Here is a 23,331-nt window from a genome sequence, read left to right on the forward strand (position 1 = left end):
ATTAATGATTAGTTCAAAGTACACGATAAGACTTTGTCTCCAAATGCCTTAATATCCTCCAAGTAGTCGTATCCTGGTGGATTTGGACCGACTTGATTGTACATTCTAACCGCGACTAGCCGATGTTCAGGAATAACCAAACAGGCACAGCCAGTTAGTCCTAGAATTTGGTAGGACCCGGGTGGGAGTGTGTTCCCTATTTCAGAAACAGCTCTAGGCTTATCCTGAATCCACCATGCGAAGCCATTTCTAGGCAAAGTATCATCAAGATTTGCGGGGCTCTGATTGATTGTAGCTTGTTCTATAACCTCTTTCGGAACAAGCTGTTGTCCATTAACGAGTCCACGGTTCAAATGAAGGTGACCCCAATAAGCCAATTCACGGGTACTTACAAAAAGATTGGCTTCTTCCCCTTGGTCATCAGCATATTCTTCATTTAACCATACTAAATTGTCATCGCTGTTCTTAAACCAACCAGTCTCAATGAAATTGCAGGGTTTGAAAGCATATTGTTGCATGACCTCTGACAGGGGTGCTTCAAATAATTCCCGTATTAATCTAATGAGCATATTGATTCCTATATTGTTATAATTCCAATTCGATCCCGGCGGGAAGAGTTTCTCTTGATTATTTTTGAGTCCATGAGTATGTGTTAATAAATGTCTTATTCTAACCCCTTCTACAGCAGCTAGGTTTAGATCTTCTAAGTATTCTGAAATATAATCATCAATGCTTGAGAGCTTATTTTGGTATAAGGCCAAGCTGATCGCAAAGCCAATGTATGACTTTCTTACTGAAGCAACATTAAACCGGGTTGAGGGCATCACTGATTGTATCTTTGAATTATACTCATATGAGCCAAAGTAGCTTTCATTAACAATGGTGTCATTATGGATGATAAGTGTAGCGGCTGCGGAACAGGAGATTTGGTTCTTAGCTTTAATTACATAGTCAGTAAGCGCCAAATATTTATCATTTTTAGTATATACTACTTCTTTTTGTAGGAACATAATCTCGTTTCACCTCTGTTTAAAATAAAGATGCCGGTATAGAATATAAAAATCATATCATTTTTTGGAAGTTTTGGGCTATAGTAACGCTGGAAAGGTACATTGGGCTATCTTATTTTGAGTGGAACATTTCCGTCACATCCCACGGAAGGAAGATGGTGTCGCATTCGTTGTATATGGATAGTAAATTCACATCAGTGCAAAAAGGTATTTTCCTTGCTATAATAACCTCTCTTTACCTCCTCATCCTCCAACACAACTCCTCTAAAACCTCACCCGCCCGTCTCATCACTCTCTTCATATCCCCGTCTTTTATCATTTCTAACTCCTTCCCCTCCCCGTTAACGATATAATTCAATTCCCCTACAAACACCACAATCTCAAGCCCGGGGTGATAGTCGGTATGTATCAGGAGTAACAGATCATTTAATGATATCTCTGAACCGAACTCTGTCTTATGCTCATAGATGTATAACGCACGAATCATGGAGATAAGGGATGAATGACAAAGAAAGAACGCAGTCTTGTATTGCTTGTGATTTCTCATAATATGAGCTAACTTCATGTGATAACGGGCTAGACTTGTATAGTCGTTAATTTTCTCTTGCAAGCTTCTTCCCATAGTGAAAGCCCCCCATAGCATATTTGGAAAAGTATTACACCTATTATAATACCTATAAGTATTATAATAAATAATAATATCTATTAATTGGTGTTTACCTTTAAGAAACTTGTCTACACTTTGGACATGGAGAGGTGAATACGGTGATGGATAAGGAAATATTGAAGCAGGTCGGAGCCCGGATTCGTGCTCTTCGGAAAGAGCGGGGACTGTCGCAGGAGGCACTTGGGGAGAAGGGTGGATTTCATTTTTCATACATAGGGCAGATTGAACGTGGGGAGAAGAACGTTTCTTTATTGAATTTACATAAGATTTCAGAATCACTTGAGGTGAATATCATTCAATTGTTTGCGTACCAGGATGAAGAGTTCATGGTTACCGCAGCAGAGCGTGATATTCAGGATATTGTAGGCATGCTCCGTGAGGCCAATGAGGAGAAGGTACGCGTGGCTAAAAATGTACTGAAGGAATTATTATAAAGAATAATCATGAGACAAGCCTCTCAAGGCAAATAAGGTTGTTAGAACAAAAGCGCAAGCCATTGGTTTGTGCTATTTGCCGTAGCTTAAATGTAGTTTCTTATTTTATGATCAATGGTGCTAAGTTTGAGCGGTTAAAAGAAGTAGGAGGTAAGGATAATCTATGACTGAATTATTAGCGCCAGCAGGCAATATGGAAGCTTTGAAAGCTGCAATATCCAATGGTTGTGATGCGGTATACTTAGGGATGCAAAAATTTGGTGCACGCGCGTATTCATCTAATTTTGACTTGGAAACGTTAAAAGAGGCTGTTACGTATGCGCACCTGAGGGACGTTAAAATCTATGTTGCCATGAATACCATCGTGTTCGAAAACGAAGTGGAAGAGATGAAAGAGCAGATACACGAATTAAATGAAATCGGTGTGGATGGCATTATCGTCCAGGACCTGACGGCCTTCGATTATATCGTTAAAAACTTTCATGATATGGAAGCACATTGTTCCACTCAGATGGGAATAGACGATGTAGACGGAACTTTATTGTTTAAAGAACTTGGTGCGAAAAGAGTGGTTCTGTCCCGTGAGGTTAAGATTGAAACAGTAAAAGAGATCAAAAGAGTAGCTGACATCCCTTTAGAAATTTTCGTTCACGGTGCGTTATGTGTATCGTATTCGGGAAACTGTCTAATGTCAGGATTACTCGGCAATCGATGCGCAAATCGCGGAAGATGTGTGGGTTCATGCCGTAAGGAGTATGAGCTAATGGATAAGACAACAGATACCTCTTTAGGGAAAAGCTATATTCTATCTACTAAGGACTTAAACACAATCGATTACATCCATGATTTGAAAGAAATCGATTCTTTAAAAATAGAGGGTAGAATGAAAGCACCTACGTATGTGGCTAATGTTGTATCCAAATATCGCATGGCCTTAGATCATAAAATCACCGAAGAAGATAAAGAAAATCTGAAAAAAACATTCAATCGGACATTTACTAAAGGATATTTGTTTCACGAAGACCGGAGAAATATTACGAACATCTCAAGACCTAATAACTTTGGTTATGAAATTGGAACCATCACCAAGATTGAGAAAGACAGGTATGAAATAACGCTTACACGTACTTTAAATCAAAACGATACCATCCGGATAAGTCATAACAATGAAGATGTTAATTTAGCGATTGCCAAACTATACGATAAAAATGGCGACTTAATCAACAAAGCAGATGATGTCTGCTATATCAAAGTCAAAGAAAAGTTGTCTGTGGGAGATATAGTCTATAAAACGAAGGATTATTTCTATCACAAAGAATTAGAAGCCTCACTGGAAAAAGAATTTAAGCGGTTTGACCTGGATCTTAGAGTATATGCATATCCAGATTCAAAGCTTGTCATAGAGGCGGAGGGCTTAGGCTTTAACTATTCCTATGAAAGCGAGGAAATACTAGGCGAAGCCATTAATAATCCAACAACCAAAGACCAGGTCATCAAGCAATTCTCCAGATTAAATGATTCGATATTCGAGCTTAATCATGTCGATTATGAGGAAGGCAATGCTTTTATTCCAGCTAAACTGTTAAATGCAGCAAGAAGAGATATTGTACTGGGCTTGTATGACTTAAAGCTTAACAGCCAGCAGAAAAGAACCAAGGCTGTGAAAGCAAAAGAAAAAATAAGCTTTGCCCCTGAACAACCATACCTTACGGCCTCTGTAACGAATCAGGAACAGTATGATGCTTGCGTGAGCTATGGAATTAAGGAAATTTATTTTGACAATGTGGTTAGAAGAAATCAGAATGATTATGAGGAAAAAGAAGGACAGCTGCTGATCGGAGGATATGGCGGGATTCATCACTACAAAGGAACAAATCCGTTCGTTACGGACTATTCTCTAAATGTTATTAATGCTACTAGCTGCTATGAACTATATAAATTAGGTGCCAAACGAGTCACTTTATCTTATGAAATGAATAAGAGCCAAATTGAAGATGTAATAAATGCCTATGTTGAAGAAAATGACGGCTATCCTGCGCTGGAAATGATTGTGTATGGCAAGGCTCCGTTGATATTCACCAAATATTGTCCGATGAGAAAAATGAATCAATGCAGAATTTGCAGAACGAAGAGCTATGAGTTAAAAGATGAGCAAGGAACGTTCCCTATCCTTTCCCATGAGGATTGTACAGCGACTATTCTTAATGGGAAGACGCTTAATCTGTTGGATGAGCTGCCAAACCTCAAAGGAATCGAGGCGCTCCGATTAAACTTCACAGTTGAATCTAAAGAGCAGGTTGTGGAAGTCATTAATATGGCCTCAGGCAAATTAAATAACTCGATGAATAATGCGGCCTTCAATCAGGAAACAGACACAAGAGGGCATTATAATAAAGAGATTGTGTAGTCGTGGAATTCATTAAATGTTCTAAAATCAATCATAAGGATGACCTTCAGATGAAAATATTATTAGTTGAAGATGATAAGACGATCGCGTCGGGACTGGAATATTCGCTGCAGCAAGAGGGTTATTGGACTGTTCTCTGCCATGATGCCGCTTCAGCCCGAAAGGTGCTCGCCGAAGACATCGATCAGTTCACTTTGTGCCTGTTCGATTTACAGCTTCCAGACGGAACGGGCTATGAATTATGCAAGATGGTGAAGGAACGACGGGATATCCCGGTCATTTTCTTAACAGTGATTGATGATGAGGTCAATGTCGTGATGGGACTCGATATGGGAGCCGATGATTACATTACCAAACCTTTTCGGGTTCGTGAGCTTCTCTCCCGGATCAAGTCCGTCTTGCGGAGATACCAGAAGCTGTCCCATGCCGGAGCGGTCATCGACATTGACAATGTGCGCATCCATACGCTGGAAGGCAAAGTATATAAAAACGGTGCCGAAATTTCGCTAACCGCTCTGGAATACCGCTTATTGCTGATCTTTGGCAACCACGTTGGACAGGTCCTCACCAGGAATCAGCTCTTGGAGCAAATCTGGGACGTGGCCGGCGACTTCGTGAATGACAATACGTTAACGGTTTATATCAAAAGGCTAAGGGAAAAGCTGGAGGATAATCCAGAGCAGCCGGCTCTGATCAAAACGGTACGCGGTTTAGGCTATAAGGTTGGTGATTAGATGCTGCGCAATCGGGAAAATCAAATATTATTACTCGTCATGGGTTCGATCAGCTTATCGGCGATCGGCATTGCTGCTTTCATTTCGTCTGTCACCGCAGCCCTGGTTATTATTGTATCCGTGCTGCTTACCGGCACAGCTGTATTATTCACAAAACGGAGATATTACGAGCTAGAGAAGCTGTCCGTCTATTTGCGGGAGATTAGCAGCGGCCTGGCCTCCCTTGACCCTCGCGATAATCAAGAAGGTGAGCTTAGCATCTTAAAGAATGATATTTACAAGGTGACACGCATGCTCTCCGAGCATCGTTCGCTATTGCAGCGGGATAAGCTTCAACTGACCGATGCCATCTCCGATATTTCACATCAGCTCAAAACACCGATCACCTCTATGACAGTCATGGCAGATCTGTTAAGCGCCCCTGATCTGCCTCCACTCAAAAGAACGGAGTTCACCCATCATATTCGCATTCAGCTTGAACGGATCGATTGGCTTGTTTCATCCTTATTAAAGCTAGCGAAAATGGAAGCGGGAACTATCCCGTTCAAAAAAGATCGAATACACATGAGAACCTTAATCCAAAAGGCACTGGAGCCGGTTATGATTCCGATGGATATTAAAGGACAGACCGTTTCCATCACAGGGGATGACAACGTCTCTTTTGCCGGCGATTTCCGTTGGACTGCTGAAGCGGTTATCAATATTTTGAAAAATGGAGTGGAGCATACACCTGAGGGCGGTGCGATTACCATCACATTTTCCGACAACGTGTTATACACGGAAATCGTTATTGCTGACAACGGAGAGGGCATTCCGAAAGAGGATTTGCCTTATATTTTCAAACGTTTTTATAAAGGAAAAAATGCAAATGAAGGAAGCATCGGTATAGGGCTTGCGATGGCTCACAGCATCATTGCAAGCCAGAACGGCGTGATTGATGTAACGAGCGACAGCGGGAGGGGTACAGAGTTTCGGATCAAATTTTATAAGCATGTGATTTAACAGCATTCCGTAAGTGACTGAACTGTCACCTCCAACGTCACTGTAAAGTCATTTTGGACAGTTAAAATGATATTTATCAGATGAACAATGGAGGTACAACCATGCAAATGAACCAGCAACGCAAGATTACTTTTATTATCACGATAGGCTACGCCCTGATTATTCTTTATTTTATGTTTTTTGCTTTCGGCAGAGCGGATACTGTAGATCAAACCAGTCAGTACACCTTTATTTTTTTGCCGGACGATTTTTTTAGGGTGCCGGGTCTTTCCGATCTTCTACATCCTACACTGATGGACTTGGTGGGTATTGGAAATATTGCAGCCTTCATACCTTTGGGCATACTGTTTCCGCTGTTATACCGCACCAGCTTTGTTCGCTTCATGACAGGGTTTATCCTGTCCATTCTTGTGGTGGAGACCATCCAGGCACTAACATTCCTCGGCAGCTTTGACACGAACGACGTCATAAAGAACTCATTGGGCGCTGCTATTGGATTCGGGGCGTACCAGATTGGCTTCCGTACAAAAAACTACTGGAGAAATATCACTGCTACGGGAATTGCCGGTGCTGTCTTAATGCTCGGCGTGTGGGGGGTCTTCGGAGTAGTTGATCAAGTGTTCACCAAAGAGTTGGCCCCTTTTGTAGCGATAAACGAATGGGAAGATAGTACCGGAAATCGAGTAACGGGAACCAAACAGGACAGTCTTAAGATTGGCGGTCAAGACGTGACACCCCAATATAATGTGTATGGCATCGAAGGTAAAAAGAAGGAAACATATACGTATTCGCTAGGCAATAAGAGTGATCTGTATCTTAGCTTGAATTATGGAATTCCTGATCATAAGGATTTTCAGGGCAGCCTTAAGGTTACCGTGGACGGGCATGAGCTCCTGTCTGTATCTGCAGAAGATCAGCTCCATGAGCCGGACAATAGGATCCTTCATCTCACCGGGGCTAATGAGCTTAAGATAACCATTGAGGGGAATGAAATCCTTTGGGATGTTGGATATAGAGAGATGGTATATAACTGGAATTGAGCTTCTAGGGAAGGAGGGATGGAAATGGAGATTTTAACCATTGAAAATTTGTCCAAAATATACGGCACAGGCGAATCGGCGGTGAAGGCGCTTGATGATGTTTCCTTTTCGGTCCAAAAAGGTGAATTCGTCGTAATTATCGGACCTTCCGGATCGGGGAAATCGACACTCCTTCATATGCTGGGCGGTGTGGATCGACCGACTGGCGGGAAAGTGTATGTTCAGGATACGGATATGTATACCTTGGACGAAACGCAGCTGGCCATCTTCAGACGCAGGCAAATCGGGCTGATCTACCAGTTTTTCAATCTGCTTCCCGTCCTGACTGTGGAAGAGAATATTACGCTGCCGCTCTTGCTGGATCAACAAAAGGTAGATCAAAAGCAGTTGGCTGATCTTGTGAATACGTTGAATTTGCAGCATCGATTAAACCATCTGCCGAATCAGCTATCCGGTGGACAGCAGCAGCGTGTCTCGATTGGCAGGGCGATCATCGGCAATCCTGCGATCATGCTGGCCGACGAACCCACCGGGAATCTGGACAGCAGGAATAGCAGCGAGATCGTCGATTTATTGAAAATGCTGAATAAGACCTATCATCAGACCCTGCTCGTAATCACGCATGACGAACGGATCGCCCTGCAAGCCGACAGAATCATTTCAATTGAAGATGGGAGGATTGCCAAAGACGAGGTGATAAGGCGATGAATATTGTCAATACATTAACCATCCGGCATCTGAAGCAGAACAAGAGACGAACACTTGTGACTATTCTTGGCGTAATTATTTCGGTATCCATGATGACCGCTGTCATTACGCTTATTTTTTCCTTTGCGGATTTAATGATCAGACAAACGATCACAGATACAGGGGAGTGGCATGTTCAGTATCAAGATATAACCAAGGAACAGCTTGCGGCGATAAAGGGCGATGATGCAACCAAAACGGTTGCAATCACAAGAGACCTTGGGTATGCCCCATTAGAAGGGGGACAAAATTCCAATAAGCCGTACTTGTTCATTAAGGAATATGATGTGCAAGGGTTCACACAATTTCAGATTGAAATAAGCAAGGGGCGTCTTCCGCACACGGACAAGGAGGTTGTGATCTCCGAGTCTGTTGCAACAAATGGCAAAGTGAAGTACGAAATCGGCGACCGTCTAACGCTTCGCGTCGGCGACCGATTCAAACAAGGGGGCGATCATCCCCTGGATCAGACGGAACCGCTGCGCAGGAAAGACGGCACATTGACCGAGACATTACAGCATAGCATAATTAGGGATTATACGGTGGTAGGCTTCATTAAACGTCCGGTGTCGGAAACGGCTTGGGCCCCGGCTTATACGATCATTAGCTATGTCGATGATCATATCATCGGAGGGGACGATCAGGTCGATGCGTCGGTGGTCTTGCAGCAGGCCAATCCGTTCTTGTTCGCACATGCGGAGAAGCTGGCTGAGAAAAACCAAATTGACACTGTCCAATATAATAACGATTTGCTTCGTTATTATGGCTTGTCCAGCAGCGGAGCCTCATCCAGCATGATGTTCTCATTATCGGCAATCATTATGGGGGCCATTATAATTGGCGCGGTTGGACTCATCTATAACGCTTTTGCGATATCCGTCTCGGAACGTTCCCGCCATTTAGGGATGCTCGCGAGCGTGGGGGCGACGAAAAGGCAGAAGCGAAATTCCGTATTTTTTGAAGGTATCGTCATTGGTTTGATCAGCATTCCCATTGGCATCTTATGCGGTCTTGCCGGAATCGGAATCACCTTTTCGTTCATGAACACAATGATTGAAGGGGCATTATGGACTAGTGAAAAGCTGAGGCTTATCGTCACGCCGTTATTGCTCTTGATTACTTGTCTTGTTTCGATGCTGACGATTTTCGTTTCGGTGTATCTCCCGGCGGTTAAAGCATCCAGGGTATCTCCCATGGACGCGATTCGCCAAACCACTGACGTAAAGCTTACGGCCAAAGCAGTGAAGACGCCGAAGATCATTCGTAAGCTCTTCGGAATCGAAGCAGAAATCGGGCTGAAAAACTTAAAAAGGAACAAACGAAGATATCATGTTATTCTTTTTTCGCTTGTCATCAGCATCGTTTTGTTTTTGACGATATCGTTTTTCACGACTGGCCTGACACAATCTCTGGCATTGTCGCTGGAAGGCATCAATTACGATATTGAAGTGTCGTCCAGTAATGGCGAAAGACTAGATGACCGGTTGATGCAATCGCTTGTATCTCTGGATGGCGTTACGGAATATAGCGTCAGTCATGAGTTAGTCAGGAACGCTTGGGTCGATGCAGCAAGCATCGCCGACGAGTTGCAAGAGAAGGTTAAGCAGGATAAAAGTATGCTGCAAGACGGGAAATACCCTTACGAAATTAAGCTCTATGCACTGAATGATTCGAGCCTGCAAGCCTATGCCAGAGCGGCCCACGCAGATTACGAACAGCTTACGGATCTGGATCATCCCGCCGCAATCGTGATGGATACGATTCATTACAAAGATATAGATACGGGTAAATATATTCAGACGAAGTCCATATATGCGAATATCGGTCAACATATCGAGCTAACGAGTTTTTTTAATGAGAGCGGGGAAGAAACGAAGGCAAATAAAGTGATAGTTGCCGCATTGACGGATAAGGCACCGATGGGGATGAGCCCGGTAGGCGTAGGCGGGTTAAATATGATCGTGTCGGAACGCGTCATGAATCGGCTGGCAGACAGCGAGGAGCTGGCTAACGCTTCGATGTACCTCCATTTGAAAAGCACGGAATCGGTGAAAACGCAGCAGGAAATTGAAGCGATGAATGAGACCAATCTGAATGTCTACAATGTATATCAATCCAGAATAAGAGAAGAACAACAGATTCTGCTGATGAACGTCTTTTCTTACGGTTTCATCGTATTAATCTCTGCGATTTCCGTTGCGAACATCTTCAATACGATCTCAACAGGGCTGGCTCTTCGCAAACGGGAATTTGCGATGCTGAAATCCGTAGGCGCGACGCCAAAGGGGTTTGCAAAAATGCTGAACTATGAGAGTGTTTTTTATGGGGTCAAGTCGCTCTTGTATGGTCTTCCTGTCAGTTTCGCCGTGATGGTTCTGATCTATAAAGCATTTGCGAACAAATTCAGCTATGGGTTCACCCTGCCCTGGATGAGCATTCTGTCTGTCATTGTGTGTGTATTTGTCATTGTCAGCTCTGCGGTTGTTTATTCCGGAGCTAAAATAAAAAAGGAGAATATTATTGATGCATTAAAGCAAGAGAATATATGATTTTTGGCGTTTAGGAAGTTCTGTAAAGAAGATTTAGTATTCACACACGGTGACTACAGCCTGCCAATCCTATGGTGTATCAGAGATTGATTATGCAAAAATAAGATTCTACCAAGTTGTAGAGCATTTGGTTTGGGCCTGATATGAACACAAGGAGGATACGGGGATGAGAATGCCAAGCGACAGCGAGCTGACATTGCTACTCGAAGGAGATGAGCAACAGCTGCAGCAATTTTCTTTTGCGAACAGCGTCATCATAGATTGGAGAGAAGAGGACGAGGAGATCGTTCGATTGTTCGGTAAACAGCTTCCCGATGAAACGGTCGAGGTGACGCCTACGGACAAAGGACTGGATGTTACCTACAATGGACAAATGCATTCGATTGCGCTTACCTTTATCGGAAATGATCGTTATATCACGATTCGCGGTTTTCAGGAGCTGATCCGGGACAAATACGAAATTCGACTGTTTGAGGCCTCGTATCTTTCCGATACGCACGAATTTTTGATTTTACCGAAGCGGAAGTGGGAGGAACTAGATGCCCGTTATCCGGTGCGGAGTAGGGAGATATTCCGTGTCATCGATGATGAGCTGGATTTTCCGTGATTAGAACATGATGAATTTATATGGAGCGGAGCATCACTTGATGGTGGTGTCAGATTCGATTGATGCGGAAGAGCACCGGCATTCTTTTTTACAGGTGACGATCTCATTAACAGGCGAATTTGACATTGAGGTGGCAGGGCAAAGCTTGAGTGGTCCAGGGATCATTATCAATTCGAATGTCGTTCATCGCTTAAAAGAAGCAGGACACCCGTTGATGCTCCTTCTGATAGACAGCACCTCTGAGATGGCTGCAAGCTTTAAGCGGCTTCTGGCGGGGCAGCAGGTTCATATGTTTCCGCAAGGAATGATGAAGAGCATTCGCGAATTTGTGCGTAAAGAGTATGCTGGCGTTAAGGACCCGGACAGCTATCGTTCTTTTCTGGGACAACTCATGATGCTATTGGGCGTACAACAGGTGAATACTGCTATTGTTGATCCGAGAATAAGAGAGTGTATTCAGCTCATCAAAGATTGCACCGACTCCGAACACTCCATCAGTCAATTTGCCCGGCAATTTGGTTTATCCAACAGCAGATTGTCGCACCTCTTTAAAGAAAATACTGGCATATCGCTTAGCGGGTACATGGTGCTGCACAAGCTGCAGAAGGCAACCTATTTCATTTTTGAGGGGCTCAGCATCACGGATGCGGCTATGGCCGCAGGATTTGACAGTCCGTCCCATTTAGCCGCCACCAGCAAGCAATTGCTGGGAATGACGGCGAAGGGTATTCGCAAAGATAGCGTCTTTTTAAAAGTTTCTTGCCTGCATTAACCTTACAATGGGTGCAGGAGGTGTGTTCCATGAGTGCATACTTGAAGGAAACCGAATTGTTGAACTATTCTCACCCGTTAATCCAGCAAATTGTTCACAGCCGCCAGTGGGATTCGATGTCCAGGAAGGACCAAATTCTCGGCATCTATAACTACGTTCGTGACGAAATCCGCTTCGGCTATAACCGGGCGGATGATATTCCGGCATCGGAAGTATTGCAGGATGGCTACGGTCAGTGTAATACAAAGGGAGTGCTGTTTATGGCGCTGCTAAGGGCTGTGGGCGTGCCATGCCGTATGCATGGATTTGCCATCGACAAGAAGCTGCAAAAGGGGGCAATGAAAGGGTGGTATTACCGATTATCCCCCCAGGAGATCATTCATAGCTGGGTTGAAGTGCTATATGAAGATAAGTGGTTGAATATTGAGGGATTTATACTGGATGTCCCCTATTTGACCAAGCTTCAGCAAAAATTCGAACAGTGTACGGGTTCATTTTGCGGTTATGGCGTTGCGACCGATAATTTTCAAAAGCCGGAGATCTATTGGAACGAAAATGATACCTATGTGCAAAAAGAAGGCATCGTTCAGGATTTCGGGATTTACGACAGCCCCGATGCCTTCTTCACGGGTCATCCGCAAGGGCTCAGCCCGTTCAAGAAAATAATCTATAGCAGGATGGTCCGGCATCTGATGAACCGGAACGTCGATCACATCAGGCGGGGGTAAGATAAGCTAACGGTTTTAAGGACCATCCTCAATACCCGACGACTTAGCCCCGCGCCATCGTATTTGCGATCAAAGGTTAGGAGGTCCCCTCTTTTTTCTTAACCTACATGAGCCACAGCCCGAACCTCTACCCACTGTTCCGGAAATGCCAGGTAAGTCACCCCGATCATGCTCCCCGCCGGCCGATGCTCTCCGACATACTTTTTGAACAGTCCGATCGCGGTTTCCCCGTGCTCCTGCGCCCCTTTACTTCAAAGTAAAGCTATTATAGACTGAGCGAAAATAAAGGGATAGTACGCACAAACAAGTGGGCTACTATCCGAAAGGATAGCGTGAATATGGGCATTTCTGATTTGAAGGGCAAGGAGACGGTGATCCAAGACACACCATTCGGTTATACGATGTCGGTGATCGGCGGGAAGTGGAAGATGGCGATTCTGTATCTGCTGTCCGCCAAACCCTCGATTCGGTTCAACGAAATGCAGAGACAGCTCGGAGCGGTGACTTACAAGGTTCTCAGCGCGCAGCTTAAGGAATTGGAGGCTGACGGGCTGGTGAAGCGCGTGGAGTATCCGCAGATTCCGCCCAAAGTGGAGTATTCGCTGACACCGAAAGGGCAGACCCTTCTACCTGTGTTGGAGCAGCTGTGCGAGTGGGGAGCACAGAATCGGTGAGGTTCCTACATTCACATTAGCGCCAAAATCATACCCATGGGCACGGGCTACCAGCTAGGGCTGGGGATTTCATAGACAACATAGAAGTTCCAATTTATAAAGTGTATGGAAAGGGTACCAGATTAATTAGTCCTGCCTCATTCACAATTCCTGTAATGCTAGGGCTCTCACAGCAGCTTGTTTTAAAGCATCCATCAAGATCAAGTACGGATGCGGGCCGTAACTGATGCGAGCGACGCCTAATAATGCCAGCTTCTGGAGTGGGGGTGAGTCCGAGGAAATCATAACATTAACAGGGATTGAAGACTGCTGGCATAATTTCTCGATCAGCCTCTCGTTACACAAACCCGGCACAAAAATTCCGTGAGCTCCGGCCTCTGTATAGGCATGTACCCTTTGAAGGACAGCATCCAAGTGAGCCTCGTCATGCTCATCTGTTGGTGTCTCTAAGAAGACATCAGTTCGAGCATTAATAAAAAGGGGAATCGAAGTATGCTCAGCGGCTTCCCGCACAGCTGCGATACGCAAGGCTTGCTCATCTATGGCGTATAATCCCGGCTCATGGATCTTTTGATCTTCAAGATTGACTCCTACGGCTCCACACCCGATGATCTTTAGCACATTGTTCTTGATCATTTCGGGAGATGATCCATAACCGCCTTCTATATCAATTGTAATGGGCAGATCTACGCTATTGCTTATCCGCTGAAGATTGGATAGAACGAGGTCGAAAGGAAGCTTCTCTCCATCCTCGTATCCATGTGCAGCAGCTACAGACCAGCTGCCGGTGGCAATGACTTGGCCCCCTGCTCCTTGAATAATTTGCGCGCTTCCTGCGTCCCAGGCATTGACAAGGACTAGCGGATTGCCGCTTCTGTGCAGATCGTGTAACTTCTGTGCCTGTTCAAGTTGATTGTTCATTTTTTGAACCCCCGGTTTTCTCATGATTTAGCAGCCATTCTTTGCGTGCGACTCCACCGCCATACCCGCCGAGTTCACCACTGACGTTAATTACGCGATGACAGGGAATGACGATCGCCAGTTGATTGGCCCCATTCGCTTGTGCTACCGCACGATATGCGGTGGGCTTGCCAAGCGCCAGTGCGATATCGGCGTAAGAGCTTGTTTCGCCCGCTGGAATCTTCTGTAACTGTTCCCACACACTCTTCTGAAATGGCGATCCCATTAGATGGAGAGGGGTCTTAAATTCGGTTAACATTCCTTCAAAATACTGGCTTAGTTCATTCTCGATAGACTGAATAGGGGTGGTCTGTCCTGGTATAATTGCCGCTTGAAGTCTTGTCCTTAACCGTTCGACCTCACGTTCTAGACCTCGGCGATCTACGAATTCCAGGAGATATAGCTCATTGTCATCCGCTATTGCCATCATAGGGCCGAGTTGCGTGTCCAGCCAGGATGCCCTAAGAATAAGGCTATCATCTAACCGCGTAGGCGTTGCGCCCATAATGCGGGAGAAGGCGTCACGGAATCCGCTGCTGGAATCGTAGCCAGAAGCTAATTGTGTATCAATAATCTTTCCCCCCGACCGGATGCTCTTCAAGGCCAGTCCCATTCGACGGGACCTGGCATATTCAACGAATGTCATGCCAAAGCGCTTTTTAAATTGACGGCGGGCGGTCGATTCGTCAATGGATAATGCCTTGAAGTCTTGTCCCTTCCACCGCTTCTCCGGGTTTTGCTCAACGGCCTCGACCAGTAGCCGGACGATATCGGAGACATGATTCGGGTGGGACAAGGGCCGGCAGCGCTGGCATGGGCGGAAGGAGGCTAGAAGTGCCTGCTGCGCTGTCTCGTAGAACTCGCAGTTATCGTACTTTGGCTTCCTGGCTGGACAAGTAGGTCGGCAAAATACGCCGGTGGAGGTGACTCCCACATAGAAGACACCTTCATAGTCAGACTTTTTCTCGATAAGGGCTTTATAATACTCCAATTTGCGTTCCTCATTTTGAATCATGATCACACCTGCATGTTTCAGGATGAGTATAGTATACCTCCTGCTAACAGCGTCCATAGCCGAAAATCAGGCACGTATTCTCTTTTCAAGCAAAATGCTGGGCGATATTAGTTAAATACTCTTCTTCATCCGTATTTTCTTTCATCTGAATGAGCATCTTTGCATCCTCTCCAACAATATACCGGAATTGATTTGTACCGTCTGTGGCCGCTTGGTATATGGTTTCGGCAACGATTTCTGGAGGGGAGGCGTAGGACGTTTGTTTTTCCATCTCACCCAATTTCGTGCGAAACGCAGCAGTAAATAGCTTGTAGTCTGTTAAATCATCATTATAAAAGAATTCCATGGACCTTCCACCGAAGTCCGTATGAATAGCACCGGGTTCAATCAACTTTACTTTGATGTTTTGTGATGCTAATTCATAAGAGACGGACTCAGAAAAACCCTCTACTGCAAACTTGGACGAATGATATAAAGACATCGTAGGGAAGGTCACTCTCCCACCCATAGAAGAGATGTTGATCAGCATCCCTTTTTGATTCAATCGGAAATGTGGCAGCATGGCTTTAGTCATACGGATCAGACCAAAAACGTTCACTTCAAACTGTCTTCTAATCTGCTCCTCCGTAGCGGCTTCTATCAGACCCATTGTTCCATATCCAGCATTATTGAGAAGAACATCAATAGTACCGAACCGCTCAATCGCTTCTGTTAACGCAGTTTGAATAGTATCTGATTGTTCAACATCAAGCCTTAGTATCAACACATTATCCAGTGTAATAAACTCAGTTTCTTGTTCAGGTGAACGCATCGTGGCAACTACGTTCCATCCTTTTTCAGCAAAATGCTTTGCTGTAGCTCTCCCAATGCCTGATGAAGCACCCGTGATAAAAATTGTGTTCATATCCATTCCTCCTATAAATTCTGCTCTTGCACTAACTTCTCCAGGCTTACCAATCCCTCAGCAATGGTTGTAAGTTTAGCCTTGTATTCTTCTATCCCGATTTGGATGCAGATGATCTGTGCTGGATGCATTTCATCTTTATAAAGCGAATATTGCTCAAGTAATTGATCTAATTTGGTGTTTGATGCCTCTTGGGCTTGCTTCAACCACACAATCACCTTGTCATATCCGACGAATTCACCAAAATACAGCCTCATCATAAAATCAGATTTCCTGATGCTGTCTCCTTCTAGCGGGCCTAGTAAATAGGCGTTAAAACATTCTCTGCCTTTAGGCGTTATAGTTAGAAGATTCTTATTAGGCTTACCGTCCTGGAGCACATTTTCCTTAGTGATTAACCCCTCCTTTTCCATTCGGGCAAGAGTGGGATAGATCGTTCCATAACTGGAACTATAGAAATTAGAGAATACATTTTCTAATGACTGTTTTATTTGGTACCCAGTCGACGCTTCTTTCATAAGTATGCCTAAAATAACATCCTGACTGTTCAAAATTTGGCCTCCTTATAGGTTAGGGAAATTTGTATATCACGACCACAATATATCACTTAGATATATATCAAGTCAATATATTATCATTAGATATATAAAATTTTATTGTTTTTGGCGATCAAGGGGGGTAGCCCCAACCAACTAGTCGTGACCTATGAGACAAACGGAGGCTCGGCGATTAGCCTTGACCCCGGCGATCGGCACGGTGAGTGCCGACGTTCGAGATTTACAATGCAGACGGAATAACGAAAGCAACGACACTGGAGACGGGCATGAAGGTCATCGTAACCTCGAAATCTGGAGCGAATAAGGTTACGTGCACGATAATAGTGAGTTCTCCGAATTTAGCATTGAATAGACCCGCGACGGTGGAGCAGTACGTGCAACGCTTCGCAACTGCGGCCAAAGCTGTGGAAGGCAGCGTCATTAATGATAGCAAGTGGTGCTCCAAGTCCAGCAACCGTTGGCTGCAGATTGATCTTGGCTCCGTGATGCAAGTGAACCAATTCATCATCAAGCACGCAGCAGAAGGCGGAGAGACGACTTCATATAACACGAAAGCGTATAATATTCAGGTCAGTAATGATGGGGCGAACTGGAACACGGTGGTTAACGTAACCAACAATAGGCTCGGTATTACGGCAGACAATATAACAGCAGTATCGGCCCGATATATTAAGCTTAACGTAACGGTACCTACACAAACCACGAATGCTGCGGCAAGAATCTATGAGTTTGAGGTATACGGACCAGGGTTTACAACCTAACATTGCGACGTATGTGGATGCAGGTTTTGGATTAAAAGAGGGTGTCCCATAAGCCATGAAATGGCTGGGACACCCTCTAAGTGCGGACACTCCTTTATATCTAATATTACCCTTCAATTTCGCTTGCTAGGAGGCTTTTGTTCATATAGAAATGTAACCCTTGGAGTCAAACCGTACTTTATGCTTAGATACACTACGGTGAACAACGCGTGAGAATGGCATCTAAATTGGGTTCCTCAATGTTCTTTGGGGCGAGAGACACGTTCCATTAGCATAGCTGCCCTGTGCCGGGGAAGAAAACGGCCCATCTGAGCGGCCAGGTGATTATTTCGCCCGTCGACGATATAACTGCTGCCTTTGTCGATCCCGCGAAATCCGGCTTGAACGACTTTCTCTGGAGTGGACAATGTGCTACCCGCCGCCATGTCCCTGTTGCCGACAGCATCGAAAAAGCCTGTATCCGTCGCACCCGGGCAAAGGGTAAGGACGCGCACCCCGCGTCCACGGGTTTCGGCCCACAACGCTTCGGAGAAAGATAACACGAAAGCCTTGGTTGCACCGTAGACAGCCGAATAGGCGCAAGGTGCAAATGCGGCCATTGAAGCCACGTTGACGACGACTCCGTCCTTGCGTTCCAGCATGCCGGGCAGAAAATGATGCGTCAGGTCGACAAGAGCCGCAGTGTTCAGCATAATTTCCGCCTGCTCGCGCTCTGGATCAATCTCCTCAAAGCGGCCATGCGTGCCAATGCCTGCGTTATTGATTAGAATATCTACCGTTAGGCCGAGCGCTGCAATGGATTCGGCCAGCTGGCGCGGGGCACCTGCTTTGGCCAAATCGCAGGGCAGGGCATAGGCCTGCACCCCATGCTTACGTTGAATTTCGCCGGCCAATGCTTGCAGCTTCTTTTCTGAGCGTGCAGCTAGTACGACATGGCAGCCTCGTGCCGCCAGCGCCCCGGCATACACTTCGCCAATTCCGGATGAAGCCCCGGTGACCACTGCCAGCTTGCCCTGATATGAATATGTATTCATGACACAGCCCCCCTCGTCTTGATATCGTGTTATGATCATACCAACGATAGAAGGGGCTAACCACTGTGCCTCTTTACTATTAACGGAACTAACAGGCTAAGCTTGCGGCCGCCCTTCGGCGTCTTGCTTCAGCAGGTCCGCTAGCCGCTCTTCCGTTCCCGAACCGGGTGTAGGAACGAAGAAGCACCATTGCAGTCCCGGATTATTGTCGAGGGCCGCGCAATGGATCGTGAACGACAATTCCTGTCCGCCTGGAAGGAGATAATGGACCGGGGCAGAGCTTTTTTGCCTGATCTCATGCCACTCCCACAACCGTATGAAGTCTTCGCTATTCTGTCTAAGACGCTCATATCGTTCCATGTACATGGGGTTGTTTTTGTTGCTGTCGAAGCCTGCCCGGATTAACGCCGTCATGAAACGGGCAAATTCTTCCCAGTTGTCAAGCCTCTTGGGGTACTCCGGATCCAGAAACACCAGCGTCACCATGTTTCGTTCGCTTTCCGGCAATCGGCTGAAGTCCGCGACAACGAGCTCCGCTCCCCGATTCCAGACGATCATATCGGCAAACTCATTGGCAATGAAAGAAGGATAACGCATTTGATCCACAAGGTTTTGCAAAAATCCGGTATCGGGTTGTTCTGAACTCCGGGTCATGCTGAAGCTGATTGAATCAGGTGCGGCCAGGTCAAATAAGTGCTTCCGCTCGTCTGCATCCAGTTGCAGCGCTTGGCTGATGTTGGACAAGATTTCCGGGGAAGGATTCCTCTCCCGGCCCTGTTCTAGCCAGGTATAATAAGTTACGCTGACATTGGCCAGATAGGCGACTTCTTCCCTTCGAAGTCCCGGAGTACGTCTTCGGCCAGGCAAGGGCTTGATTCCCGCATGTTCAGGCTGAAGCCGATGTCTGCGCGATTTGATGAATTCCCCCAGTGCGGATGAAAAATCGTGGTTCTCCATACAGGCGCTGCCTCCTCTAGCGTTCCATCTTTACTGTGATATACATAGAGTATACCCGCTCAAGTAAGGTCAATGATAAGGAAAGTTTCATCCATAAACAACGGGTGTAGCTACTCTTTTACCATCCGAGAAAGTGGGCAATACAAAAGTTCATAAAATTAATTTCTACATGGGGAAAGTCCCTGAAGGTGTAACAAAAATAGCTGTAGCTGTAACTCTGACAGAGGATAATAGCACGGGATTTTCGAAGAAATTGGTCGAGACGCTCTAATTGGGGGGAGTGGCTGTCGCAGGTTTATTCAAATGACACAGACCGCTTAATTTGCCGTCTTATTGACAAAATCAATCTCATTTCTGATCCCTTTATGGGCGTCATTCCACAGGCCCTTGGTCAGGCGGATGCGCAGCAGGCATGTGTTAGGGTCCTCATCGTTATTGGCTTCGTTATACCAATCGGCGAATATTGTGCGCAGCTTGGTCATCATCCCGGCATTTTTCTCGTCACATACCCAGCCCAGGTTTTCACCGATACCATCTGCCGTAAAGTTCTCGACGATGATACATACGGCGACTTCGGGGTTTTGGGCGATCTGTTGCATCTTGCCTGAGGTCGCGTAAGTGACGGTGTAGAACGCGCCGTCCTCATAATAGGCATCCACAATGCGGGCGGCGGGACGGCTTGAGCCATTGGCCCCCGGTTCCAGCGCGATGGTGGACAAAGAGATTAGGCCGTCCTTGTTCCCCACTTGTTCTTCCAGCAGCTTCATGGCTTCGTCGTATTTGCTCATTATATTCCCTCCTAAAGTGTCATAAGGCATATTAACAAGTTTATCATTGTAAAGTCTTAGAGCATGTGAAGAATAATACGATAAAAAAATTAAATCGCCGCTTGAAGTTAATTTGGTTCAGCTGTTTGCATATCAGAATGAAGAGTTTTTGGTCATCTCAGCAGAGAGCGATATTCAGGATATCGTAAGTATGCTAATGCGGAGAAATCTTAAAATTTTCATAATCTTCTTTGCAGAGGAAGTTTTATGCATTTATCTGTCTTGGTACAATTTCGAACTCGCTAGGCTGTAAACTAACGGGATACGATATTTCAATAATAAGGAAGTTCTGTTCGAAAGCCACACTAAAACGCTACTGACAAACCGCTGTCAGTAGCGTTTTAGTATACTGGATTCAGCTTAAGTAAAAAGGAGTTGCGTTCGGCAATGGATACGAAAGAAACGTTGCGTAAATTCGAGGATACGGAAAATGGAAGTCCTTCATATTGGATAGGGGTCGTCTCAGCGAACCACGCGCAGGGGGGCGTTAATGGCGGCTTTGCCCAGATGTGTCACGGTAAAGCAGCGCCGTTACGCAGGATGCAGCCTGGGGATTGGCTTGTGTATTATTCTCCCCGCATGGAGATAGGAGAAGGCGAGCCGCTGCAAGCGTTCACCGCTATTGGCCGGGTTATGGACGACCGTGTATACGAATATGCGATGTCCGCGACGTTCGTACCTTACCGCAGGAAGATTGAATATGTTCCCTGCCAGGAGGCGAGAATCAAGGGCTTACTTGATCGGTTGGCCTTCACACGCGGCCAGCGGAATTGGGGCTACCCCTTCCGTAACGGCCACTTCGGAATAAGCCGTGAAGATTTCTTGATTATCGCGGAAGCAATGCATGTGGCCATCCCAGTGGTGATAACTGGTATGTATCAGCAGCAATAGATCATTTAATGATATCTCTGAGTCAAACTCTGTCTGATATTCAGGATATAGTAGGCATGCTAATTAGAAACAAAAGCGCAAGCCATTGGTTTGTGCTATTTGCCGTAGCTTAAGTGTAGTTCATATTTTATGATTAATGGTGCTGAATTTGAGCGGTTATTGAAGTAGGAGGTAAGGATAACATTCTACCATTTATCTTCATATTGCATTTCAACCCAGCTATGAATGATCTCCTGGTAGGGTGGTTCGGCATCTGATGAACCGGAACGTCGATCACATAAGGCAGGGGTAATAGATGCACTAAAGAAGACCAATAGGAGGGGAAGTCATGCAAGATCAAAAAGAAATGCTTGAGATCAACAAAGCAGGATGGGATGAAGTAGCTGATCAATATTTTGGAATACATGCTTTGCCGCAATATGGGCCATATGCACCTACAGAGGATGAATTGCATCTTCTAGGTGATGTTACTGGCAAGACAGTACTTGAGATAGGCTGTGGCAGTGGACACTCGCTCTTGTACATGGCAAACAGAGGCGCAGGGGATATCTGGGGAATTGATTTATCGACGACTCAGGTTAATTACGCTAAGGAACTGCTCCAGGAGAACAGATTGACCGGGAACATACAACAAATGTCTATGGAAAACATAGATGACTTGCCCAGTGAATATTTTGATATCGTATTCTCTGTTTATGCATTAGGCTGGACAGTCGATATGGCACGGACACTATCTAACATCTACAAAAGACTAAAAAACGGCGGGGTATTGGTATTTAGTTGGGAACATCCCATACAAAGCAGACTGATGTATGAGGATGACAAAATAACCTATACTCAATCCTATCATTCCGAAGGACCTTATAAGGTAACTTGGCGTGGAGTACCCGTGATCATGCACCATCGAAAAGTCAGCACAATATTAAATGAACTTTCAAATGCTGGCTTTTTTATAGAACGGGTAATTGAAGAATCACGAGTTCCTGAGACAGACGAAAGTTCACCGACTACATGGTATTCGGGGATGAAGGCACGTTTAAGTCCTCCAACCATTATCATCAAATGTATAAAGAAATAAGCTAACTATTTCAATTTTATATCAATTCAATCAACTGAATGTGAATCCATCCAAAAGTGAAATATACCCCTTTTTAGGTATGTATGTGTGGACTGGAATGTAATAAAATGTCGAAGTAAGCAATGAGTATCTGAAAATGAAGAGGAAAGGAGTGACATATATGTTTCCACCAAGAAGCGGATTTAATAACAAAGGTGGCAGGGGACCGCTACAAATTGTAGTGAACCTACTTGTGAACAGCGAGCAAGTGAGAACAGCGCCTGCCAAATAAGCATTCGGTACGGGAAGAGCTGCACCTAAGTCTTTGGACTTTCGGGCAGCTTTTTCTTGTGGGACAACATTCATCCGATAAGTAAGAAAAAGAACAGATCTACATAATGCAAGGAGTTGGAATTAATCAGATGAGCTATTACTTTCAAGTCTGCAGTTCAGAGAGCTATCAGGATAAATACATGATATTTCTATTGGAACATTACAATGAACTAAATCTGCCGTATCCTTTTTCAATCTCGCTGAGTTTTCTGGCAAGCTCTGTTCTAATGCAAAAAGAAGCTATCTTGTGCTTCAACGATGAGGATGAAGTTGTCGGGGCGATTGGTTACATTTGCGGGACTGCGGAGAACCAATACAAGGATACGCATGTGGCACAAATCCAGATTGTTTTCTTTATTGAAACGTATCGCCGAAGCCGGCTGTTCCTAGAGAGTCTGCAATTTCTGGTGCAATATATATCACAACTACCTGAGCCTATTGTTGAGCTCCGTTTTTGGGTCCCGGTCCATCTCCGGCTGCAAAGACTTCTTACCAAGCTTGCAGAGAAAACAGCGACATGGGATACACAGCAAGGTGGGATTGATGAATATCATGCCGATTTCAAGGAATGGCAAGCATACGTAATGAAGTTCAGAAATGAAGACTATTTCACTTCTCAGTGCTTGCTCTGTTGTGATTCTTGAGATAGCTAAGCTCATATGAA

At 45.2% G+C, this 23,331-nt stretch carries 24 protein-coding genes and 1 pseudogene; 15 read left to right on the forward strand and 10 right to left on the reverse strand.

The annotated features are described in order from the left end of the window. Positions 1 to 8: 8 nt before the first annotated feature. Together MKX42_RS01430 and MKX42_RS01435 are read right to left on the reverse strand one after the other, a co-directional pair. Positions 9 to 1,010, reverse strand: a complete 1,002-nt coding sequence (locus MKX42_RS01430) for a serine hydrolase domain-containing protein (RefSeq protein WP_340750633.1) — start codon at positions 1,008 to 1,010, stop codon at positions 9 to 11. 235 nt (positions 1,011 to 1,245) lie between these two features. Continuing rightward, a complete protein-coding gene (locus MKX42_RS01435; RefSeq protein ID WP_340750635.1) occupies positions 1,246 to 1,632 on the reverse strand; it encodes a hypothetical protein in 387 nt (128 codons plus the stop codon). Positions 1,633 to 1,775: 143 nt separating this feature from the next. Between MKX42_RS01435 and MKX42_RS01440 the strand changes: the two genes are divergently transcribed. The 10 genes from MKX42_RS01440 to MKX42_RS01485 all read left to right on the forward strand — a co-directional run bounded on the left by MKX42_RS01440 (position 1,776) and on the right by MKX42_RS01485 (position 12,697). Next, positions 1,776 to 2,111, forward strand: coding sequence for a helix-turn-helix domain-containing protein (locus MKX42_RS01440; protein ID WP_339221309.1), 336 nt, complete (start codon positions 1,776 to 1,778; stop codon positions 2,109 to 2,111). Between the two features lie 163 nt (positions 2,112 to 2,274). Then, positions 2,275 to 4,518 (forward strand): U32 family peptidase, encoded by a 2,244-nt coding sequence (locus MKX42_RS01445; protein WP_340750637.1) that lies wholly within the window; start codon positions 2,275 to 2,277, stop codon positions 4,516 to 4,518. Between the two features lie 50 nt (positions 4,519 to 4,568). Beyond that, positions 4,569 to 5,252: a response regulator transcription factor gene (locus MKX42_RS01450; protein WP_042141824.1), complete on the forward strand. Its 684-nt coding sequence runs from the start codon at positions 4,569 to 4,571 to the stop codon at positions 5,250 to 5,252. Beyond that, positions 5,253 to 6,254: a sensor histidine kinase gene (locus tag MKX42_RS01455; protein ID WP_340750639.1), complete on the forward strand. Its 1,002-nt coding sequence runs from the start codon at positions 5,253 to 5,255 to the stop codon at positions 6,252 to 6,254. A gap of 101 nt (positions 6,255 to 6,355) precedes the next feature. Next, a complete protein-coding gene (locus tag MKX42_RS01460; RefSeq protein ID WP_340750641.1) occupies positions 6,356 to 7,294 on the forward strand; it encodes a VanZ family protein in 939 nt (312 codons plus the stop codon). Positions 7,295 to 7,318: 24 nt separating this feature from the next. Further along, positions 7,319 to 8,002, forward strand: coding sequence for an ABC transporter ATP-binding protein (locus tag MKX42_RS01465; protein ID WP_076243716.1), 684 nt, complete (start codon positions 7,319 to 7,321; stop codon positions 8,000 to 8,002). After that, positions 7,999 to 10,590 (forward strand): ABC transporter permease, encoded by a 2,592-nt coding sequence (locus MKX42_RS01470; protein ID WP_340750643.1) that lies wholly within the window; start codon positions 7,999 to 8,001, stop codon positions 10,588 to 10,590. The genes MKX42_RS01465 and MKX42_RS01470 overlap by 4 nt, the downstream gene beginning before the upstream one ends. 166 nt (positions 10,591 to 10,756) lie before the next feature. Continuing rightward, positions 10,757 to 11,197 carry a hypothetical protein gene (locus MKX42_RS01475; RefSeq protein ID WP_340750645.1) on the forward strand — a complete coding sequence of 147 codons (441 nt, stop codon included), beginning with the start codon at positions 10,757 to 10,759 and terminating at the stop codon, positions 11,195 to 11,197. Between the two features lie 40 nt (positions 11,198 to 11,237). Next, a complete protein-coding gene (locus tag MKX42_RS01480; RefSeq protein ID WP_340750646.1) occupies positions 11,238 to 11,969 on the forward strand; it encodes an AraC family transcriptional regulator in 732 nt (243 codons plus the stop codon). Positions 11,970 to 11,998: 29 nt separating this feature from the next. Further along, the gene (locus MKX42_RS01485; RefSeq protein ID WP_340750648.1) at positions 11,999 to 12,697 is read left to right on the forward strand and encodes a transglutaminase-like domain-containing protein; all 699 of its coding nucleotides are present in this window, start codon (positions 11,999 to 12,001) and stop codon (positions 12,695 to 12,697) included. 98 nt (positions 12,698 to 12,795) lie between these two features. Here the strand turns inward: MKX42_RS01485 and MKX42_RS01490 are convergent. Next, positions 12,796 to 12,939, reverse strand: a pseudogene (locus MKX42_RS01490) (RidA family protein); the annotation flags it as partial. A 96-nt stretch (positions 12,940 to 13,035) separates the two neighbouring features. Here MKX42_RS01490 and MKX42_RS01495 point away from each other — a divergent pair. Further along, complete coding sequence (locus tag MKX42_RS01495) at positions 13,036 to 13,371, forward strand: winged helix-turn-helix transcriptional regulator (protein WP_076085712.1); 336 nt, start codon at positions 13,036 to 13,038, stop codon at positions 13,369 to 13,371. A gap of 141 nt (positions 13,372 to 13,512) precedes the next feature. Here MKX42_RS01495 and MKX42_RS01500 read toward each other — a convergent pair whose 3' ends face one another. From MKX42_RS01500 to MKX42_RS01515, 4 genes are all read right to left on the reverse strand, one after another. Then, on the reverse strand, positions 13,513 to 14,292 hold the full coding sequence (locus MKX42_RS01500; protein ID WP_340750649.1) for an isocitrate lyase/PEP mutase family protein: 780 nt from the start codon (positions 14,290 to 14,292) through the stop codon (positions 13,513 to 13,515). Further along, positions 14,276 to 15,346: a bifunctional transcriptional activator/DNA repair enzyme AdaA gene (locus MKX42_RS01505; RefSeq protein WP_209987165.1), complete on the reverse strand. Its 1,071-nt coding sequence runs from the start codon at positions 15,344 to 15,346 to the stop codon at positions 14,276 to 14,278. The genes MKX42_RS01500 and MKX42_RS01505 overlap by 17 nt, the downstream gene beginning before the upstream one ends. Before the next feature lie 85 nt (positions 15,347 to 15,431). Beyond that, entirely contained in the window at positions 15,432 to 16,250 is an 819-nt protein-coding gene (locus MKX42_RS01510; RefSeq protein ID WP_340750651.1) for an SDR family oxidoreductase, read from the reverse strand. An 11-nt stretch (positions 16,251 to 16,261) separates the two neighbouring features. Continuing rightward, the gene (locus tag MKX42_RS01515; RefSeq protein ID WP_339221286.1) at positions 16,262 to 16,801 is read right to left on the reverse strand and encodes a PadR family transcriptional regulator; all 540 of its coding nucleotides are present in this window, start codon (positions 16,799 to 16,801) and stop codon (positions 16,262 to 16,264) included. Between the two features lie 380 nt (positions 16,802 to 17,181). On the opposite strand from MKX42_RS01515, the gene MKX42_RS01520 reads away from it, so the two are divergent. Beyond that, positions 17,182 to 17,568: a discoidin domain-containing protein gene (locus MKX42_RS01520; RefSeq protein ID WP_340750652.1), complete on the forward strand. Its 387-nt coding sequence runs from the start codon at positions 17,182 to 17,184 to the stop codon at positions 17,566 to 17,568. A gap of 236 nt (positions 17,569 to 17,804) precedes the next feature. Here MKX42_RS01520 and MKX42_RS01525 read toward each other — a convergent pair whose 3' ends face one another. The 3 genes from MKX42_RS01525 to MKX42_RS01535 all read right to left on the reverse strand — a co-directional run bounded on the left by MKX42_RS01525 (position 17,805) and on the right by MKX42_RS01535 (position 20,347). Next, positions 17,805 to 18,602, reverse strand: a complete 798-nt coding sequence (locus MKX42_RS01525; protein ID WP_340750654.1) for an SDR family NAD(P)-dependent oxidoreductase — start codon at positions 18,600 to 18,602, stop codon at positions 17,805 to 17,807. A 96-nt stretch (positions 18,603 to 18,698) separates the two neighbouring features. Beyond that, positions 18,699 to 19,559 (reverse strand): helix-turn-helix transcriptional regulator, encoded by an 861-nt coding sequence (locus MKX42_RS01530; protein ID WP_340750656.1) that lies wholly within the window; start codon positions 19,557 to 19,559, stop codon positions 18,699 to 18,701. A gap of 317 nt (positions 19,560 to 19,876) precedes the next feature. Then, complete coding sequence (locus tag MKX42_RS01535) at positions 19,877 to 20,347, reverse strand: pyridoxamine 5'-phosphate oxidase family protein (protein ID WP_340750657.1); 471 nt, start codon at positions 20,345 to 20,347, stop codon at positions 19,877 to 19,879. A gap of 426 nt (positions 20,348 to 20,773) precedes the next feature. Here MKX42_RS01535 and MKX42_RS01540 point away from each other — a divergent pair, with 426 nt between their 5' ends. The 3 genes from MKX42_RS01540 to MKX42_RS01550 all read left to right on the forward strand — a co-directional run bounded on the left by MKX42_RS01540 (position 20,774) and on the right by MKX42_RS01550 (position 23,311). Next, a complete protein-coding gene (locus MKX42_RS01540) occupies positions 20,774 to 21,277 on the forward strand; it encodes an EVE domain-containing protein (RefSeq protein WP_340750659.1) in 504 nt (167 codons plus the stop codon). A gap of 328 nt (positions 21,278 to 21,605) precedes the next feature. Then, positions 21,606 to 22,355, forward strand: coding sequence for a class I SAM-dependent methyltransferase (locus MKX42_RS01545; protein WP_340750661.1), 750 nt, complete (start codon positions 21,606 to 21,608; stop codon positions 22,353 to 22,355). Between the two features lie 401 nt (positions 22,356 to 22,756). Next, a complete protein-coding gene (locus MKX42_RS01550; RefSeq protein ID WP_340750663.1) occupies positions 22,757 to 23,311 on the forward strand; it encodes a hypothetical protein in 555 nt (184 codons plus the stop codon). Positions 23,312 to 23,331 lie beyond the last annotated feature (20 nt).

Origin of the sequence: Paenibacillus sp. FSL R7-0204 (assembly GCF_038002225.1) — a bacterium.
Lineage (GTDB): Bacteria > Bacillota > Bacilli > Paenibacillales > Paenibacillaceae > Paenibacillus_AQ.

Excerpts from the sequence above, each read along its gene's own strand:
- MKX42_RS01430 (WP_340750633.1), bottom strand. The coding sequence starts at position 1,010 with ATGTTCCTACAAAAAGAAGTAGTATATACTAAAAATGATAAATATTTG.
- MKX42_RS01435 (WP_340750635.1), bottom strand. The coding sequence starts at position 1,632 with ATGGGAAGAAGCTTGCAAGAGAAAATTAACGACTATACAAGTCTAGCC.
- MKX42_RS01445 (WP_340750637.1), top strand. The coding sequence starts at position 2,275 with ATGACTGAATTATTAGCGCCAGCAGGCAATATGGAAGCTTTGAAAGCT.
- MKX42_RS01450 (WP_042141824.1), top strand. The coding sequence starts at position 4,569 with ATGAAAATATTATTAGTTGAAGATGATAAGACGATCGCGTCGGGACTG.
- MKX42_RS01455 (WP_340750639.1), top strand. The coding sequence starts at position 5,253 with ATGCTGCGCAATCGGGAAAATCAAATATTATTACTCGTCATGGGTTCG.
- MKX42_RS01460 (WP_340750641.1), top strand. The coding sequence starts at position 6,356 with ATGCAAATGAACCAGCAACGCAAGATTACTTTTATTATCACGATAGGC.
- MKX42_RS01465 (WP_076243716.1), top strand. The coding sequence starts at position 7,319 with ATGGAGATTTTAACCATTGAAAATTTGTCCAAAATATACGGCACAGGC.
- MKX42_RS01470 (WP_340750643.1), top strand. The coding sequence starts at position 7,999 with ATGAATATTGTCAATACATTAACCATCCGGCATCTGAAGCAGAACAAG.
- MKX42_RS01475 (WP_340750645.1), top strand. The coding sequence starts at position 10,757 with ATGAGAATGCCAAGCGACAGCGAGCTGACATTGCTACTCGAAGGAGAT.
- MKX42_RS01480 (WP_340750646.1), top strand. The coding sequence starts at position 11,238 with ATGGTGGTGTCAGATTCGATTGATGCGGAAGAGCACCGGCATTCTTTT.
- MKX42_RS01485 (WP_340750648.1), top strand. The coding sequence starts at position 11,999 with ATGAGTGCATACTTGAAGGAAACCGAATTGTTGAACTATTCTCACCCG.
- MKX42_RS01495 (WP_076085712.1), top strand. The coding sequence starts at position 13,036 with ATGGGCATTTCTGATTTGAAGGGCAAGGAGACGGTGATCCAAGACACA.
- MKX42_RS01500 (WP_340750649.1), bottom strand. The coding sequence starts at position 14,292 with ATGAACAATCAACTTGAACAGGCACAGAAGTTACACGATCTGCACAGA.
- MKX42_RS01505 (WP_209987165.1), bottom strand. The coding sequence starts at position 15,346 with ATGATTCAAAATGAGGAACGCAAATTGGAGTATTATAAAGCCCTTATC.
- MKX42_RS01510 (WP_340750651.1), bottom strand. The coding sequence starts at position 16,250 with ATGAACACAATTTTTATCACGGGTGCTTCATCAGGCATTGGGAGAGCT.
- MKX42_RS01525 (WP_340750654.1), bottom strand. The coding sequence starts at position 18,602 with ATGAATACATATTCATATCAGGGCAAGCTGGCAGTGGTCACCGGGGCT.
- MKX42_RS01530 (WP_340750656.1), bottom strand. The coding sequence starts at position 19,559 with ATGGAGAACCACGATTTTTCATCCGCACTGGGGGAATTCATCAAATCG.
- MKX42_RS01535 (WP_340750657.1), bottom strand. The coding sequence starts at position 20,347 with ATGAGCAAATACGACGAAGCCATGAAGCTGCTGGAAGAACAAGTGGGG.
- MKX42_RS01540 (WP_340750659.1), top strand. The coding sequence starts at position 20,774 with ATGGATACGAAAGAAACGTTGCGTAAATTCGAGGATACGGAAAATGGA.
- MKX42_RS01545 (WP_340750661.1), top strand. The coding sequence starts at position 21,606 with ATGCAAGATCAAAAAGAAATGCTTGAGATCAACAAAGCAGGATGGGAT.
- MKX42_RS01550 (WP_340750663.1), top strand. The coding sequence starts at position 22,757 with ATGAGCTATTACTTTCAAGTCTGCAGTTCAGAGAGCTATCAGGATAAA.